Origin of the sequence: Stenotrophomonas sp. FR024 (assembly GCF_047500745.2) — a bacterium.
In the GTDB taxonomy this organism is placed as follows: Bacteria; Pseudomonadota; Gammaproteobacteria; order Xanthomonadales; family Xanthomonadaceae; genus Stenotrophomonas; species Stenotrophomonas maltophilia_A.
Genome location: NZ_JAXAXM020000014.1, coordinates 1 through 15,996, shown reverse-complemented (window position 1 = coordinate 15,996; position 15,996 = coordinate 1). Strand labels below are relative to the sequence as shown.

The window sequence follows — 15,996 nt, the reverse complement described above, 5'->3', positions numbered from 1 at the left end:
ATCACGCCAAGAGGACACACGCCGTGACCACCGAATCCAGCGCCACCATCGAGAAGGAAAGCGAATTCCTGTTGACGTCGCCGCCGACGGCCAACGCGATGAGTGTGACCAAGCGCAATGGCACGACCGAACTGGTGGACCTGAACAAGATCGTGCGCGCGGTGCAGCGTTCCTCCGAAGGCCTGCACGCCGTCGATCCGATGCGCGTGGCCACCCGCACCATTTCCGGCCTGTACAACGGCGCCACCACCCGCGAGCTGGACGAACTGTCCATCCGCACCGCCGCCCTGCTGATCGGTGAAGAGCCCGAGTACGGCCGCCTGGCTGCGCGCCTGCTGGCCAACTACATCGCCAAGGAAGTCTCGGGCCAGGAAATCTATGCCTTCTCGCAGTCGGTCAGCCGTGGCCATGAAGTCGGCCTGATCAACGATCGCCTGCTGAACTTCGTGCAGACCAACGCGCGCAAGCTCAACGATGCCATCGACATCTCGCTGGACCTGAACTTCGATTACTTCGGCCTGCGTACCCTGTACGACCGTTACCTGCTGCGCCATCCGCACACCCGCAAGGTGATCGAGACCCCGCAGCAGTTCTTCCTGCGCATTGCCAGCGCGCTGAGCGAGGATGTGTCCGAGACCCTGGCGCTGTACAAGCGCATGGGCAACCTGGACTACCTGCCGTCCAGCCCGACCCTGTTCAATTCCGGCACCACCCACGAGCAGCTGTCCTCGTGCTTCCTGCTGGATTCGCCGCAGGACTCGCTGGAGTCGATCTATTCCAAGTACGGCGACATCGCCCAGCTGTCGAAGTTCTCCGGCGGCATCGGCGTCAGCTACACCCGTGTGCGTTCGCGTGGTTCGCTGATCAAGTCGACCAACGGCCACTCCAACGGCATCGTGCCGTGGCTGAAGACCATGGATTCGTCCGTGGCCGCGGTGAACCAGGGCGGCAAGCGCAAGGGAGCGGCCTGCGTGTACCTGGAGACCTGGCACGCCGACGTCGAGGACTTCCTCGAACTGCGTGACAACACCGGTGACGAAGCCCGCCGTGCGCACAACCTGAACCTGGCCAACTGGGTGCCGGACCTGTTCATGAAGCGCGTCGAAGCCGACCAGGAATGGTCGCTGTTCGATCCGCGCGTCGTGCCGGAGTTCACCGACCTGTTCGGCGAAGCCTTCGAGCAGGCCTACCTGCAGGCCGAAGCCCAGGGCAAGGCCAACCGCACCATCTCCGCGCGCAAGCTGTACGCCCGCATGATGCGTACGCTGGCCGAGACCGGCAACGGCTGGATGACCTTCAAGGACAAGTGCAACCGCGCCAGCAACCAGACCCTGCGTCCGGGCAACGTGATCCACCTGTCCAACCTGTGCACGGAAATCCTGGAAGTCACCTCCAACGATGAAACCGCGGTGTGCAACCTGGGTTCGATCAACCTGGGCAACCACTTCGACGAGCACAACGAGTTCGACTTCGAGAAGCTGGCCGAGACCGTGCGCCTGGCCGTGCGCCAGCTCGATCGCGTCATCGACCTGAACTTCTACCCGATCGAAACCGCCCGCCGCGCCAACCTGCGCTGGCGTCCGGTCGGCCTGGGTTGCATGGGCCTGCAGGACGTTTTCTTCCGCAAGCGCCTGCCGTTCGACAGCGCCGAAGCCCGCGCCCTGTCGAAGAAGATCGCCGAAGCGATCTACTTCCACGCGCTGGAAACCTCCTGCGAGCTGGCCCAGGAACGCGGCAAGCACCCGTCGTTCAACGACACCCGCGCCGCCGGTGGCGAACTGCAGTTCGACGCCTGGAACGTGGTGCCGGAAGACACCGCGCGCTGGGATGCCCTGCGTGCCCGCATCAAGGAGCATGGCCTGCGCAACTCGCTGATGATCGCGATTGCACCGACCGCCACCATCGCCTCGATCGCCGGCTGCTACGAGTGCGTCGAGCCGCAGGTGTCCAACCTGTTCAAGCGCGAGACCCTGTCCGGTGACTTCCTGCAGGTCAACCGCTACCTGGTGAACGAGCTGAAGAAGCTGGGCCTGTGGACCGCCGACATGCGCGATGCCATCAAGCTGGCCGAAGGCTCCATCGCCGGCGTGGCACAGATTCCGGAAACGCTGCGCGAGGTCTACCGCACCGCGTGGGAACTGCCGATGCGTTCGCTGATCGACATGGCCGCCGAGCGTGGTGCCTTCATCGACCAGTCGGCCTCGCTCAACCTGTTCATGGAAAGCCCGAACATCGGCGCGATGTCCTCCATGTACATGTACGCCTGGAAGCAGGGCATCAAGACCACCTACTACCTGCGTTCGCGCCCGGCCACCAAGATCGCCAAGACCACGGTGAGCAGCGCAGCCCCGGCCAAGGTGTTCAGCCCGGACGAAGCCATCGCCTGCTCGCTGGAAAACCCGGAAGCCTGCGAGGCCTGCCAGTAAAAGCGGCCGTGCCGGCCTTTGGCCGGCACACCCCTTTGTAGAGTCGAGCCATGCTCGACTGCAGAAAACACCAAGGTAGCGCCGGGCCATGCCCGGCGTTTTGACCCGAGAAGACAAGGAAACACCCATGGCCGACAAGCCCAAGCAGATGCTGCTCGATCCCGGTTTTGAACTGACCCTGCGCCCGATGCGCTACCCGCAGTTCTATGACATGTACCGGAACGCGATCAAGAACACCTGGACGGTGGAAGAGATCAACTTCCAGATCGACATCACCGACCTGCACAGCAAGATGTCGCCGGGTGAGCGCCATCTGATCCACCGCCTGGTCGCGTTCTTCGCCACCGGCGACTCGATCGTGTCCAACAACCTGGTGCTGAACCTGTACCAGCACTTGAATGCGCCGGAAGCGCGCATGTACCTGTCGCGCCAGCTGTATGAAGAAGCGCTGCACGTGCAGTTCTACCTGACCCTGCTCGACAACTACCTGCCGGATCCGGAAGAGCGCGTCAAAGCGTTCGCCGCGGTGGAGAACATCGACTCGATCAAGAAGAAGGCCGATTTCTGCTTCAAGTGGATCGACTCGATCCAGGACCTGAAGCGCATCGAGACCCGTGCCGAGCGCCGCCAGTTCCTGCTCAACCAGATCTGCTTCGCTGCGTGCATCGAAGGCCTGTTCTTCTTTGCTGCCTTCGCCTACGTGTACTACTTCCGTTCGCGCGGCCTGCTGCCGGGCCTGGCCTCGGGCACCAACTGGGTGTTCCGCGACGAGAGCGCGCACATGGAGTTCGCGTTCGAGTCGGTGCGCGTGGTGCGTGAGGAAGAACCGGACCTGTTTGACGAAGAGATGAAGCAGCAGGTCTACGACATGCTGGCCGAAGCCATCGAATGCGAAGTGCAGTTCGCCGAGGACGTGCTGTCCGGTGGCGTGGCCGGCATCTCGACCCGTGACATGCGCCAGTACCTGCAGCACTGCGCCGACCAGCACTTCGCCAAGCTGGGCATGGAAAAGAAGTACAACGTGCGCAACCCGCTGCCGTTCATGGAACTGCAGGACGTGCAGGAGCTGACCAACTTCTTCGAACGCCGCGTCTCGGCCTACCAGGTCGGCGTGCAGGGCGAAGTCGCCTTCGACATGAACTTCTGATCGAACCGGTCAGATCTGTCGCAACGAAAAACCCCGGCCAACGCCGGGGTTTTTTGTTGGTAGCGCCGGGCCATGCCCGGCGGAGCCTGCCTGGTGCTACCGGCCGTCATGCTGCACGCGGGCCTTTGTAGAGTCGAGCTTGCTCGACTGCCGTTCGCGCAAAGCGGTCGAGCAAGCTCGACTCTACAATCAGCGTCGCCCTTCCACCGCCATGCGTACCGCCAGCCCGGCCAGCACCGTGCCCATCAGCCAGCGCTGCACCACCTGCCAGGTCGGGCGCGCGGCCAGGAAACCGGCGATGCTGCCAGCGGTCAGCGCAATCATGCCGTTCACGGTCACACTCACCGCGATCTGGGTGGAGCCCAGCACGATCGACTGCATCAGCACACTGCCCTCGCCGTCCGGATGCAGGAACTGCGGCAGCAGCGACAGGTACATCACCGCCACTTTCGGGTTCAGCAGGTTGGTCAGGAAGCCCATCGTGAACAGTTTGCGCGGGCTGTCCTGCGGCAGTTCGCGCACCGCGAACGGCGAGCGGCCACCGGGCTTGAGCGCCTGCCAGGCCAGGTACAGCAGGTACAGCGCGCCGCCGATGCGCAGCGCGTCGTAGGCGAACGGCACGGTCATCAGCAGGGCGGTGATGCCCAGTGCCGCACACAGCATGTAGAACACGAAGCCCAGCGCCACCCCGCCCAGCGAGATCAGGCCTGCCATCGGCCCCTGGCAGATCGAGCGTGAGATCAGGTAGATCATGTTCGGCCCGGGCGTGAGCACCATGGCCAGTGAAACCAGCGCGAAGGCCAGCAGGTCAGAAGTGGCGGGCATGGGCGGTCCTGGCAGTGGGCGTGGCGCAGTGTAACGCCTGCCGCAGGCGCGGCCTGCGCAGGCACCGCTGCCGGGTGACCGTTGCACGTGCATTCCGATGGCCATCACGCCGGTCGCTTAGAATCCGCAGCACCCCACACCGAAGCCCCCCCATGACCCCCATCCCCGAGACCGTGCCGCCCACCGAAGTGCGCATGGCCGAAATCGTCTTTCCCAACCACACCAACCACCTTGGCACCCTGTTCGGTGGCCAGGCGCTGGCGTGGATGGACAAGGCCGCCTTCCTGGCCGCCGCCCGTTACTCGCGCCGCACCGTGGTGACCGCGCGCAGCGACCAGGTCGACTTCAAGCTGCCGATCCGCATCGGCCAGATGGTGGAAACCATCGGCCGCATCGTCGAAGTCGGCCGCAGCTCGATGAAGGTGGAGGTGGAACTGGTCGCCGAAGACCTGCACAGCGGCGAGCGCAAGCTGTGCACCCGCGGCCACTTCGTGATGATCGCGCTGGACGAGGAAGGCCACCCGATCGCGGTACCGCCGCTGCCGGCGGCCTGACCCGGCCAACGGACCGGCGCTTGCGGGGGCGCCACCGCGCCCCCATCTGGCAGCCATGACCCTGCCACTGACCGACTTCATCGACCGTGCCCAGCGCCTGTTCGTGCTGACCGGCGCCGGCTGCAGCACCGCCTCGGGCATTCCCGATTACCGGGATGCCGACGGCCAGTGGAAACGCACGCCGCCGGTGACCTACCAGGCCTTCATGGGCGAGGCGGCCACCCGCCAGCGCTACTGGGCGCGCAGCCTGCTCGGCTGGCCGCGCTTCGGCCTGGCCCGGCCCAACGGCACCCACCAGGCCCTGGCCGCGCTGGAAAGCCGAGGCAAGCTGCAGGTGCTGCTGACCCAGAACGTGGACGGCCTGCACCAGCGTGCCGGCAGCCACAACGTGATCGACCTGCATGGCCGCCTGGATCTGGTGCGCTGCATGGGCTGTGAGCGTCGCAGCGATCGTGAAGACTTCCAGCAGCGCCTGCTGGACGCCAATCCCGGCTGGGACGCGCTGGAGGCAGGCATCGCGCCCGATGGTGATGCCGATCTGGAGACCGATTTCTCCGCGTTCGTGGTGCCCGAGTGCCCGCATTGCGGCAGCGTGTTGAAGCCGGATGTGGTGTTCTTCGGCGAAAACGTGCCGCGGGAGCGCGTGCAGGCGGTGCAGGAGCACCTGCAGCAGGCCGACGCCGTGCTGGTGGTGGGTTCATCGCTGATGGTCTATTCCGGCTTCCGCTTCGTGCAGGCGGCGGCCAGGGCAGGGCTGCCGGTGGCGGCGTTGAACCGTGGCCGCACCCGCGCCGACGACCTGCTGCAGTTCAAGGATGAACGGGACTGCGCCGAGGCGCTGGCCGCGTGGGCTTCGTCCTGAGCCGAGCACACGCTCGGCTGCACGCCCACCGCGAAACAGCGATCCATCCAGACGGTTGATTCGCAGGCCGTGCGGCGGTGCAATACGCACCCCCTACGTCGTTCATCACCGTCTTGAGCCAGCTGTTTTCGCCGATCTCGTTCGGCCCCCTGACCCTGTCCAACCGCATCGTCATCGCGCCGATGTGCCAGTACTCCGCCGAAGATGGCCGCGCCAGCGACTGGCACGCCATGCATCTGGGCAACCTGGCGCAGTCCGGTGCCGGCCTGCTGATCCTGGAAGCCACCGCGGTCGAACCGCGCGGCCGCATCAGCTGGGCCGACCTGGGCCTGTGGGATGACGGCACCGAGGCCGCACTGGCGCAGGTGCTGGCCAGCGTCCGCCGCTGGTCGCCGATGCCGCTGGGCGTCCAGCTGGGCCATGCCGGCCGCAAGGCCTCGGTGAGGCGTCCGTGGGACGGTGGTGGCCAGTTGCCGGCCGACGATGCGCGTGGCTGGGCCACCGTGGCGCCGTCGCCGCTGCCGTTCCATGCCGCCGATCCGGCACCGCAGGAACTGGACGAGGCCGGCATCGCCGAGGTCATCGCCGCCTTCGCCGCCAGTGCGGTGCGCGCCGAGCGCCTGGGCTTCGAGCTGATCGAGCTGCATGCCGCGCACGGTTATCTGCTGCACCAGTTCCTGTCGCCGCTGAGCAACCGCCGCACCGATGGCTACGGTGGCTCGCTGCCGAACCGCCTGCGCCTGCTGGTGGAGGTGTTCGATGCGGTGCGTGCGGCAGTGTCCGACAAGGTCGCGGTGGGCGTGCGCATCTCCGCCAGCGACTGGGTCGATGGCGGCTGGGATCTGGTGCAGAGCGAAGCGCTGGCGCAGGTGATGGACGCGCGCGGCTGCAACTTCCTGCATGTCTCCAGCGGTGGCCTGGACGAGCGCCAGAAGATCACCGTCGGCCCGGGCTATCAGGTGCCGTTCGCAGCGGCGATCAAGGCCAAGGTGCGCATGCCGGTCATCGCCGTGGGCATGATCACCGAACCGGAGCAGGCCGAATCGATCCTGCGCCATCGCCACGCCGATGCGGTAGCCCTGGCGCGCGGCATCCTCTACGACCCGCGCTGGCCGTGGCATGCCGCCGCCGCGCTGCGCGACAGCGTGGAACCGGCGCCGCAGTACCTGCGCTGCGAGCCGCGCGATGCGCGCGGCGTGTTCAAGACGCGCTGAGGCTCACACCCGCCAGGCCGGCGCGATGCCGGCCTGAAGGTGTTCGAACAGCGCGCGGATCTTGGCGGTGAAATCGCGGCGGTCGCTGACGCAGAAGTAGACCTCCATCGGTGCCGGGCGCCACGCGGTGTCGGCGCCGAACACCGCCTGCAGGCGGCCATCGCGCAGGTACGGCTCGGCCACGAATGCGGCCAGCCGGGTGATGCCGGCACCGGCCGCCGCCAGCGTCGCCAGCGCATCGATGTCATCGCAGACCATGCTCGGTGGCAGCGCGGCGTCCACGCGCTGGCCGTCCTTCAGCAGGCCCCAGCGCAATGGCCGGCCATCGGTGGGGAAGCGGTGCAGCAACCCGCGATGACCGCCCAGATCGGAAGGCTGTTGCGGGACGCCGTGCGCCTTCAGGTAGGCCGGCGAGGCACAGAACACGAACGGAACACGCGCCAGCTGCCGCGCGACCACGCCGTCCTCCAGCTGCGCCCCGATGCGGATGCTGGCATCCACCGCTTCCGGCCCATGCTGCACGGCGCGGTCGGTCAGGCGCAGCTCCAGCTGCAGTTGTGGGTAGCGCTGCTGCAGTGAAGGCAACAAGGGGGCAAGCACGTGGCGACCGAAGGCGCTGCTGCTGGCGATGCGCAGCGGCCCGGCCGGTTCGATGTCACCGGCGGTGACCATCGCCTGCGCGCGCGCCAGGTCGGCTTCGATGTGGCGCACCTGCGCCAGGTACAGCGCGCCGGCCTCGCTGAGCGCCAGCTGCCGCGTACTCCGGTTCAGCAACCGTACGCCCAGATGGGCCTCCAGCCGGTTGATGTTCTGGCCGACCGCGGTGGCGCTGATGCCAAGGATGCGGGCCGCGGCGGCAATGCTGCCGGTCTCTGCGGTGCGGGTGAAGCTGCGGATCAGTTGCAACAGGTTCATGACCGACCAGCTTGCCACGGGAAGGTCCAAGTATCGCTTGGTACTGAACCAAGCAGGTCGGTTGCACCCGTGATCATCCGGCCGCTGGGCAGGGCGCTGCCCTACACTGTGGCGATGCGCCCCGATTCCATTCTTACCCTGTCCTGCCCCGACCGCACCGGCATCGTCTACCGCGTGTCCGGCCTGCTGTTCGACCACGGCTGCAACATCCTCGACGCCCAGCAGTTCGGCGATGAGGAGAGTGGCCGCTTCTTCCTGCGCGTGCACTTCGACCGCGATGCCGGCCTGCCGCTGGAAACCGTGCACGTCGCCATGGCCACGCTCGCCGAGGGCTTCGGCATGGACTGGCAGCTGCACGATGGCCGACGCCGCGCGCGGCTGCTGGTGCTGGTCAGCAAACAGGGGCATTGCCTCAACGACCTGCTGTTCCGCGCCCACAGCGGCCAGCTGAAGGTGGACATCGCAGCAGTGGCGTCCAACCACGCCGACTTTGCGCCGCTGGCGGCGTCCTACCAGGTGCCGTTCCACCACCTGCCGGTGACCGCCGATACACGCGCGGTGCAGGAGCAGCAGATCATCGACCTGGTCGAGCGCGAACGCATCGACCTGGTGGTGCTGGCGCGCTACATGCAGATCCTGTCACCCACGCTGTGCCGCGCGCTGGCCGGCCGTGCGATCAACATCCACCACAGCTTCCTGCCCAGCTTCAAGGGCGCGCAGCCGTACCACCAGGCACACGCGCGTGGGGTCAAGATCATCGGCGCCACCGCGCACTATGTCACCGAGGACCTGGACGAAGGCCCGATCATCGAACAGGACGTGGCCCGCGTGGACCATGCGATGGCACCGCGCGAACTGGTGCGGCTGGGCAGCGATACCGAATCGCTGGTGCTGGCCCGCGCCGTTCGGCGCCATGTGGAGCACCGCATCCTGCTCAATGGGCATCGCACGGTGGTATTCCGGTAATCGCCCATCCCGCGTCCGCCGGGCATGGCCCGGCGCTACCACGGGTGCTATCCGGTAGTGCCGGCCGCTGGCCGGCAACTGCAGAGATCCCGAGGTTGCCGGCCAGCGGCCGGCACTACCGAATCCTGATTTCATCCAATGAAAAGCCCCCGGTTCGGCCGTCCCGCGATCTATAGGGGGGCGTAGTTAGGGGGCTGGATGAATCGATTGTGTTGTTGTGGGCAGGAGCGCGCAAGCGGCATAAGCGACGTGCGCGGTAGCGCCGGGCCATGCCCGGCGGTCACGCCTCAGGCGATCGCGATCCCCGCCTTGCCCAGCGCCTCGCGCACCATCGCGTCGTTGGCGTCGGTCACCGGCTTGGTCAGCTCCCACAGGAATTTCACCCGGAAGCCGGACTTCACCGCGTCCTGCGCGCTCCACAGCACGCAGTAGTCACGGGCCAGGCCGCATACGTGCACTTCGCGGATGCGGCGTTCGTGCAGCCAGCCGGCCAGCCCGGTGGCCGGGCGCTCGCCCTCGGGGCCGTGGTTCTCGCGGAAGGCGCTGTACGAATCCACCTGTTGGCGCGTGCCCTTGCGCAGGATCAGGTCGGCCACGGTCCAGTCCACGCCCGGGTGCAGGGCGGCACCGGCGCTGCCCTGCACGCAGTGGTCCGGCCACAGGGTCTGCGGCTGCGCGTGCAGCAGGATGGTCTCGAACGGGCGTTGGCCGGGGTGCTGGCTGGCGAACGAGGCATGGTCGGCCGGGTGCCAGTCCTGTGTTGCCACCACGGTGCGGTAGCGGCGCTGCGCCAGCAGATCGGCAATGGGTGCCACCAGCGCATCGCCCTGGTCGCAGGCCAGGGCGCCACCGGGCATGAAGTCCGGCTGCAGGTCGATCACCAGCAGGGCGACATCGGCGGGCAGGGCGGTCATGGCAGTTCCGGTACAACAGAAGGGGCGACCAGCGTGGCCGCCCCATGCCTGCACGTCAATCGTCCTGCGGCGTCCCAGCGTCCTGCCCGTAGTACAACAGGCCGATCTTGATCCGCTCGCGGCCATTCTCGCGGCGATGGCGGTTGGCATCGCGCAGCGAGTACACGCAGCCGCAGTATTCCTGCTGGTAGAACTGCTCGCGCTTGCTGATCTCGATCATGCGGCTGGCACCGCCGCCCTTGCGCCAGTTGTAGTCCCAGTACTGCAGGCCTTCATAGCGCGAGGCGGCGCGGATGCCGCAGTCGTTGATCTGCGCCATGTTCTTCCAGCGCGAGATGCCCAGCGAAGAACTGATGGTGTCGTAACCGTGCTCGTGCGCGTACAACGCAGTGCGCTCGAAGCGCATGTCGAAGCACATCGTGCAGCGGATGCCGCGCTCGGGCTCGTTTTCCATGCCGCGTGCGCGGCTGAACCAGTTGTCGGTGTCGTAGTCGCAGTCGATGAAGGGAATGCCGTGCTGCTCGGCGAAGCGGATGTTCTCCTGCTTGCGCAGCTCGTACTCCTTCACCGGGTGGATGTTGGGGTTGTAGAAGAAGATCGCGTAGTCGATCCCGGAGGCGGTGATCGCCTCCATCACTTCGCCGGAACAGGGCGCGCAGCACGAATGCAGCAGCAGGCGCTTGCCGTCGGCGGGCAGGGTCAGGGTGGGGCGTTGGAGCTCGGTCATCGTCAGGTACCGCATGGACCGCCGGCAACGGCGGTGGCCCATGCATCAGCGCGTGGGTGAACGGGTCTGGCCGGATGCCGTGAACAGGACGCGCGCGGCCACACCGCCTGCACGCGCAGGACGACGACGGCCCCGGCAACCTCCCCGCGGAGATTCCAGGTCGAGTCAGGGGACGGTCGTGTCCCCCGGCCGGGGCCGGTATTCGGGCTGATGGACTCGGGCCGCAGCCCACCTACTACCTGCCGCTTCCCAGGCGCGAGCCCAGTGCTGTTGGCAGGATTCGTTTCCATTCACCGCTGCGGGGCAGCTCCGGAATGGACGCGCGAGGCGCCTTCACCGGATTCCCGTTTAAATCCCTCCCCGCGCCGCAGCGATGGGAGGGATACCTTCGGCGTGTGCAAGGTGGACCTGTTGGTGGCGCCGGTCAAGAGCGCGGGGGGGGCAGAGCCCGCTGCGCTGCAACGGGATCCGACCCCAGTGGAAGGAAGGGGTCGGATCCCGCTGCCACGCAGCGGGCTCTGACCCCGGTCGGGATGCACCTTCAATGCCCCGCAGCAGCCCGCGTGCGGATGTCGTCCAAGCGCTGATCGTGCAGCAGGCGGCCGTTCTCCCACACAGTCACCATCGCATCCTCGAAGCCGTCCGGCAGCGTCTCATCACCGTCACACGGCAACGCCACCGTGTGCAGGCTGCCGTCATCCAGGCGCCGCAGCAGGCGCATGCGGCCGCGCTTGCTTGTTTTGCCCGCATCGGTCACCGGATCCTTGTAGACATCGATCCACTCACCCTCGACCCGTGCGGCCGAGCACTTCAGCGCGAACTTCTGCGTATCGCGGTCCAGCCGCTGCAGCAGTGCACCGCCCATGCCGAAGGCCACGTTGTCGGCAGCGTAGCCGTCGTCGGTGATGCGCTGCAGGATCGCGCGGATGGTGTCCGGATTGATGCCATCGCCCTGGATCACCCGCACGTGGTTGAGCACGCGATAGCCCTTGCCGTTGATCGCGTGGCCGAAGGCTTCATCCAGCCGGCGCAGGCTTTCGGCCACCACCTCCACCGGGTCACCCGAGTCGGGACGGATAACCAGGGTGACGCCCGACGCGATCACGTCATCGCGCAGGGTGGTGCCCCAGTGTTCGCTGATCGCGCGGTAGATGTCATAGCTGTCCGACACCACCGCCACGATCGAACCGGGCTTGCCGAACTGGCGCAGCATGTTGCGATAGGCGTCCACCTCGCGTTCGCGGCCCCAACTGGTGATGGTGCTGTGCTCGGCGGCCGGAATCGAATAGCCGGCCATCGGCGCGTGGTAGTGCGCGCGTGCCAGGCACAGCGCCGACACGGTATCGGTGCCGAGGAAGTTGACCAGGTGCGCGGCACCGCCCAACGCGGCCGATTCCAGGCTCGATACACCGCGCGCGCCGAAGTCGTGCAGCTTGAACGGCAGCTGCCCCTGCGGGTCGTCGCTGGTCTGCTGCAGGAACGCGGCGATGGTCTGCCGTGCGTGCCAGCTGATGGTGGCCACGGTGACCGGATACCACACGCGCAGCAGCAGCGTTTCCAGGTACGACGGCACCCAGAACGCAGCCGGATCGGTCGACTCGATGGTCATCAGTGCCTGGTGGGTGGGCACCACGCTGCCCTCGGGAACGGCGCGGATGCGCACCGGCAGGTGGCCGCCAAGCCGGTCGACGATATCGCGCCAGCCGGCCTCGTTGAACGGTTCGCCGTGCGCGGCGAATACCGCAGCAGCGTCGTCGATGTCGGCGTGGGTGACCGGTCGTGCCAGCGCGTCCTTGAGGATCGCCTGCAGGCCGAAGAACACCGTGCGATCGTGCAGGCCGCCACGTGATTCGACGTAGAAGAACGTGGCATCGGTACCCGGCGGATACTGCAGCCAATGGCTGGCCTTGTAGCTGTCGGTGTTGAGGAGAAGATTATCGAGGTAGTGCATGACGGAAGCTCCTTCGCGTCGAGTGACACCAGCGGTCTATCCGCCAGTGGGGAGGCCGGGCCTGTCAGCCGCGGCCGAGGAAATACTCCAGGATGTGCAGGTGGTCTTCGAACAGCTGCGGGCCCATGTCCAGGGCTTCACTCACCGGTATCCAGCGCGCCTTGTCGGCGTCATCGCCGCCGCGCACCGGCGGCAGTTCACCGGCCGGAAACTCGAAGTGGAAGCCGTGGGTGATGGTGCGGCCGCGCTGGCTGCGGTCGGGGTGGTCGAAGACCTGCTGGCCCTTCAGCGACCCCTTCAGCACCGGCAGCGGAATCTTCAGCCGGGTTTCCTCGCGTAGTTCGCGCAGGCAGCTGTCGAGCAGGCTCTGTTCCTGGCCGACGAAGCCGCCGGGCAGCGCCCACAGCCCCTTGCCGGGTTCCGAGCGGCGACGCACCAGCAGCACGTGGCCCGAATGCACCACCACCGCATCGGTGGTGACGAAGGTGGGCGCGTAGGGCGCATCCTTCCAGGCGGCCTTGTACTGTTCGATGAAGCGGTACTCGGCCACCAGCTGGCCATAGGCAGGCGCGCTTTTGCGGAACGCTTCAAGCATGTCGTACACCGGCGCCGGCACATTGCCACGCAGCATCAGCAGCGCACCGTGGAAGTCGACGTCGCCGGCTTCGAACAGGTAGCGCCGCAGCTCGGTGGCCGACAGGGTGGCGGTGTGCTGCACGTCCACCAGCGGCCACTGCGGGAACTCGCGCAGGTAGTAGCTGGACGCGTCCTTGTCCATGCCGATCAGGCCCACCTTCGCATCGGCGGCGGCGCCGTCGTTGCGCAGGGCGTCAGCCACCTGGCGCTGCACGTTGGCGATCCACTGCGCTTCGTTGTACAGGTGGTCACGCAGCGGGCGGATCAGCAGGCGGTCGGTGTGGCCATCGAGGGCGGCCTGGATCATCACGGCACGTTCGGCCACGGTCCAGGGATTGCGCAGGCTGCGAGGGGTATCGGCAGAGCCGACCAGGAAGATCAGCTTGCGGGCCCGGCTCAGGGCCAGGCGGGCAACGGCGGCGTGGCCGTTGTGGAAGGGCTCGAATCGCCCGATGAAGACGAGATAGTCGAATTCCATGAGAATCCCTCATGTCGTTGTGGCAGCCGCGGGTCTGTCCCTTGGCTTGCTGCAGATGCTACGCCGATGGCGGGGCGGGTCAAGCCTGCAGCCGTGCTTTCTGCTGAACGGCGCATCGCGTGCGCGGACTGCGCCGTTGTTCTCAGGCCCTGAGAAGCCCCTGCGCCATACTGGCACCCACGCGGCGGACGGCATGCTCGGGGGCAAGACAGTGGCGGACAAGTACTGCGATCTGGTCATGAAAGGCGGCATCACCAGCGGCATCGTGTACCCCAATGCGGTACTGGCGCTGGCGCGCGAGTATCGCTTCAAGAGCATCGGCGGCACTTCGGCCGGCGCCATCGCCGCCGCCGTGGCGGCTGCGGCGGCCTGCGGTGATCGTCGCCAGCAGGCCGGCGAGCACCTGCCCGGCGATGCAGGCTATGGCGGGTTGTCGGCGGTGTCGGCGCAGCTGTCGCGGCGCGGCTTCATCTACAGCCTGTTCCAGCCCGCACGCGGCGCACGCGCGGCCTATCGCCTGCTGGTGGTGCTGACCGGCAATGCCAGCCTGCCGCACAAGCTGCTGTGCCTGGCCGTTGCCGTGTTCGAGATCGCGCCGCTGGAAGTGCTGGTGTCGCTGGCGCTGCTGCTCGGCCTGGGCTGGTGGGGCGGTGGTTGGAGCGGGGTGGCGGCCACGCTGCTGCCGTCGCTGCTGTGTGCGTACGGTGCGGGTGTGGCCGGTGCCGCGCTTCGTGTGGCACGCGTGGCGCGACGCAATCTGCTGGGCCTGTGCAGCGGCCTCGGCCGCGATGCACGCACACCGGCACTGACCGAGTGGCTGCACGAATGCCTGCAGCAGTTGTCCGGCAAGCCGCTGGATGCACCGCTCACCTTCGCCGACCTGCACGACGCGCCGCGCTATGCCGGCGAGCCGGACAGCCCGCATGCGATCAGCCTGCAGATGATCACCACCTGCGTGTCGCACAACGAGCCGCGCACGCTGCCGCTGGGCGGCGCGCAGTTCTGGTTCCTGCGCGAGGAATTCGAGCAGCTGTTCCCGGCCAGCGTGGTGCAGTGGCTGGTGACGCAGGCCGGCCCGCCGCTGGAGGTGGAAGGGCGTCAGTACTACCACCTGCCGCCGGGCCCGAAGCTGCCGGTGCTGGTGGCCACGCGCATGAGCCTGAGCTTCCCGCTGCTGATCAGCGCGGTGCCGCTGCATGAACCCTCACGCCGCGAACGACGCTGCGAGCCTACCGCGCCGGCGGCCGACCCCGAGCACAACGTGGCCGACAGCATGGAAGGGCTGACCAGCGCCGGGCAGGCTTGCGGCCCGGTGATCACCGCCTTCCGCATCTGCTGGTTCTCCGATGGTGGCATCAGCAGCAATTTCCCGATCCATCTGTTTGATGCCGCGTTGCCGCGCTGGCCGACCTTCGCCATCAATCTGGTCTACCCGCAGCACGCCGAAGAGGTGAACCACGGCAGCAGTGGCCGCCAGTCGCTGGAGCACGCGGTGTTCCTGCCCACCGAGAACCGGCACGGCTGGCAGCGCACCTACCAGTCGATCGCCACACCGTTGGCGGCCGCCGAGCTGGGCCGCTTCCTGTTCGCGGTGGTGGCGACCATGCAGAACTGGCGCGATCTGCTGCAGGCGCGCGCGCCGGGCTACCGCGACCGCATCGTGCACGTCAGCCTGCAGGGCGACGAGGGCGGCATGAACCTGGACATGCCGCAGGAGGTGCTGACCCGCATCGCCGACAAGGGCAGCCTCGCCGGTGCGCGCTTCTGTTCGTTCTCGTTCGAGAACCACTACTGGATCCGCTGGCGCAACCTGGCCTCAGCCTACCAGCGCTACACGCTGGAAGTGGCACGCACCGATGATCCGGCGCAGCAGGTACTGGCCTACCGTGCGGCCTATTCGATGGTTGCCCGCGGGGAACCGGCACCGCCGTCGTACAAGCTGGGCTCGGAAGACAAGCGGCTGGCCTCGCAGCAGCTGTGGGGGTTGATGGTCGAGCAGGGACGTACCTGGGAAGACCTCGGCCCGGACCTTACCGACGGCGCACCGCGTCCGCTGCCACAGATGAAGGTGACGCCGATCTACTGACCCGGTAGTAGATCCACGCCATGCGTGGATGGAACCCCATCGAAATCGAATATTTCGAACATTCATCGAAGAGCATCCACGCACGACGTGGATCCACCGTGTCGACCAAGGTCGACACCTACCCACAGCAGCAAAGGATGCCGTTTCGACAGCTCGCGGAAACCTGTCGAAGGCGGGGTGGGTCCGGTTGCGGGGGCGTGAGCCGCATGGGCCCGAGGCATGCCTCGGGCGGGTTGGGCAGGACGCCCAACCCCGGTCTTGCCGTGTGCGCAGGACTGCGCACACGAGCAAGCGG

General features: G+C 67.0%; 13 protein-coding genes and 1 riboswitch. Of the genes, 7 read left to right on the top strand and 6 right to left on the bottom strand.

Annotated features, from left to right (window positions below):
* Positions 1 to 23: 23 nt before the first annotated feature.
* Both ACMZ91_RS15380 and ACMZ91_RS15375 read left to right on the top strand, forming a co-directional pair.
* Positions 24 to 2,426 carry a ribonucleoside-diphosphate reductase subunit alpha gene (locus tag ACMZ91_RS15380; RefSeq protein ID WP_032128210.1) on the top strand — a complete coding sequence of 801 codons (2,403 nt, stop codon included), beginning with the start codon at positions 24 to 26 and terminating at the stop codon, positions 2,424 to 2,426.
* Positions 2,427 to 2,553: 127 nt separating this feature from the next.
* A complete protein-coding gene (locus ACMZ91_RS15375) occupies positions 2,554 to 3,573 on the top strand; it encodes a ribonucleotide-diphosphate reductase subunit beta (protein WP_004153683.1) in 1,020 nt (339 codons plus the stop codon).
* A 189-nt stretch (positions 3,574 to 3,762) separates the two neighbouring features.
* On the opposite strand, the gene ACMZ91_RS15370 is transcribed toward ACMZ91_RS15375, so the two are convergent.
* On the bottom strand, positions 3,763 to 4,398 hold the full coding sequence (locus ACMZ91_RS15370) for a LysE family translocator (RefSeq protein ID WP_032128209.1): 636 nt from the start codon (positions 4,396 to 4,398) through the stop codon (positions 3,763 to 3,765).
* A 152-nt stretch (positions 4,399 to 4,550) separates the two neighbouring features.
* Here ACMZ91_RS15370 and ACMZ91_RS15365 point away from each other — a divergent pair, with 152 nt between their 5' ends.
* The 3 genes from ACMZ91_RS15365 to ACMZ91_RS15355 all read left to right on the top strand — a co-directional run bounded on the left by ACMZ91_RS15365 (position 4,551) and on the right by ACMZ91_RS15355 (position 7,028).
* A complete protein-coding gene (locus ACMZ91_RS15365) occupies positions 4,551 to 4,952 on the top strand; it encodes an acyl-CoA thioesterase (protein WP_004153688.1) in 402 nt (133 codons plus the stop codon).
* A 55-nt stretch (positions 4,953 to 5,007) separates the two neighbouring features.
* On the top strand, positions 5,008 to 5,814 hold the full coding sequence (locus ACMZ91_RS15360; protein ID WP_149909494.1) for an NAD-dependent protein deacetylase: 807 nt from the start codon (positions 5,008 to 5,010) through the stop codon (positions 5,812 to 5,814).
* A 113-nt stretch (positions 5,815 to 5,927) separates the two neighbouring features.
* On the top strand, positions 5,928 to 7,028 hold the full coding sequence (locus tag ACMZ91_RS15355; protein WP_032128207.1) for an NADH:flavin oxidoreductase/NADH oxidase: 1,101 nt from the start codon (positions 5,928 to 5,930) through the stop codon (positions 7,026 to 7,028).
* Between the two features lie 3 nt (positions 7,029 to 7,031).
* On the opposite strand, the gene ACMZ91_RS15350 is transcribed toward ACMZ91_RS15355, so the two are convergent.
* A complete protein-coding gene (locus ACMZ91_RS15350) occupies positions 7,032 to 7,943 on the bottom strand; it encodes a LysR family transcriptional regulator (RefSeq protein WP_414577499.1) in 912 nt (303 codons plus the stop codon).
* Between the two features lie 114 nt (positions 7,944 to 8,057).
* Here ACMZ91_RS15350 and purU point away from each other — a divergent pair, with 114 nt between their 5' ends.
* Positions 8,058 to 8,909 (top strand): formyltetrahydrofolate deformylase, encoded by an 852-nt coding sequence (purU, locus tag ACMZ91_RS15345; protein ID WP_414577514.1) that lies wholly within the window; start codon positions 8,058 to 8,060, stop codon positions 8,907 to 8,909.
* 287 nt (positions 8,910 to 9,196) lie between these two features.
* Here purU and pncA read toward each other — a convergent pair whose 3' ends face one another.
* The 4 genes from pncA to ACMZ91_RS15325 form a co-directional block, all read right to left on the bottom strand.
* Complete coding sequence (gene pncA, locus ACMZ91_RS15340; protein WP_414577674.1) at positions 9,197 to 9,823, bottom strand: bifunctional nicotinamidase/pyrazinamidase; 627 nt, start codon at positions 9,821 to 9,823, stop codon at positions 9,197 to 9,199.
* Between the two features lie 55 nt (positions 9,824 to 9,878).
* Positions 9,879 to 10,565: an epoxyqueuosine reductase QueH gene (locus ACMZ91_RS15335; RefSeq protein WP_005407678.1), complete on the bottom strand. Its 687-nt coding sequence runs from the start codon at positions 10,563 to 10,565 to the stop codon at positions 9,879 to 9,881.
* 161 nt (positions 10,566 to 10,726) lie between these two features.
* A riboswitch (cobalamin riboswitch) is annotated at positions 10,727 to 10,956 on the bottom strand.
* Between the two features lie 135 nt (positions 10,957 to 11,091).
* Positions 11,092 to 12,501: a nicotinate phosphoribosyltransferase gene (locus ACMZ91_RS15330; RefSeq protein WP_414577672.1), complete on the bottom strand. Its 1,410-nt coding sequence runs from the start codon at positions 12,499 to 12,501 to the stop codon at positions 11,092 to 11,094.
* Positions 12,502 to 12,565: 64 nt separating this feature from the next.
* A complete protein-coding gene (locus ACMZ91_RS15325) occupies positions 12,566 to 13,615 on the bottom strand; it encodes a bifunctional nicotinamide-nucleotide adenylyltransferase/Nudix hydroxylase (protein ID WP_032963117.1) in 1,050 nt (349 codons plus the stop codon).
* Between the two features lie 193 nt (positions 13,616 to 13,808).
* On the opposite strand from ACMZ91_RS15325, the gene ACMZ91_RS15320 reads away from it, so the two are divergent.
* Positions 13,809 to 15,701, top strand: a complete 1,893-nt coding sequence (locus ACMZ91_RS15320) for a patatin-like phospholipase family protein (RefSeq protein ID WP_024956216.1) — start codon at positions 13,809 to 13,811, stop codon at positions 15,699 to 15,701.
* Positions 15,702 to 15,996: the final 295 nt, after the last annotated feature.

Bases quoted from the DNA above. Each gene is read 5' to 3' on its own strand.
- ACMZ91_RS15370 (WP_032128209.1), bottom strand. From the start codon at position 4,398: ATGCCCGCCACTTCTGACCTGCTGGCCTTCGCGCTGGTTTCACTGGCC.
- ACMZ91_RS15320 (WP_024956216.1), top strand. From the start codon at position 13,809: ATGCTCGGGGGCAAGACAGTGGCGGACAAGTACTGCGATCTGGTCATG.
- ACMZ91_RS15350 (WP_414577499.1), bottom strand. From the start codon at position 7,943: ATGAACCTGTTGCAACTGATCCGCAGCTTCACCCGCACCGCAGAGACC.
- ACMZ91_RS15325 (WP_032963117.1), bottom strand. From the start codon at position 13,615: ATGGAATTCGACTATCTCGTCTTCATCGGGCGATTCGAGCCCTTCCAC.
- ACMZ91_RS15365 (WP_004153688.1), top strand. From the start codon at position 4,551: ATGACCCCCATCCCCGAGACCGTGCCGCCCACCGAAGTGCGCATGGCC.
- ACMZ91_RS15335 (WP_005407678.1), bottom strand. From the start codon at position 10,565: ATGCGGTACCTGACGATGACCGAGCTCCAACGCCCCACCCTGACCCTG.
- pncA (WP_414577674.1), bottom strand. From the start codon at position 9,823: ATGACCGCCCTGCCCGCCGATGTCGCCCTGCTGGTGATCGACCTGCAG.
- purU (WP_414577514.1), top strand. From the start codon at position 8,058: ATGCGCCCCGATTCCATTCTTACCCTGTCCTGCCCCGACCGCACCGGC.
- ACMZ91_RS15330 (WP_414577672.1), bottom strand. From the start codon at position 12,501: ATGCACTACCTCGATAATCTTCTCCTCAACACCGACAGCTACAAGGCC.
- ACMZ91_RS15375 (WP_004153683.1), top strand. From the start codon at position 2,554: ATGGCCGACAAGCCCAAGCAGATGCTGCTCGATCCCGGTTTTGAACTG.
- ACMZ91_RS15360 (WP_149909494.1), top strand. From the start codon at position 5,008: ATGACCCTGCCACTGACCGACTTCATCGACCGTGCCCAGCGCCTGTTC.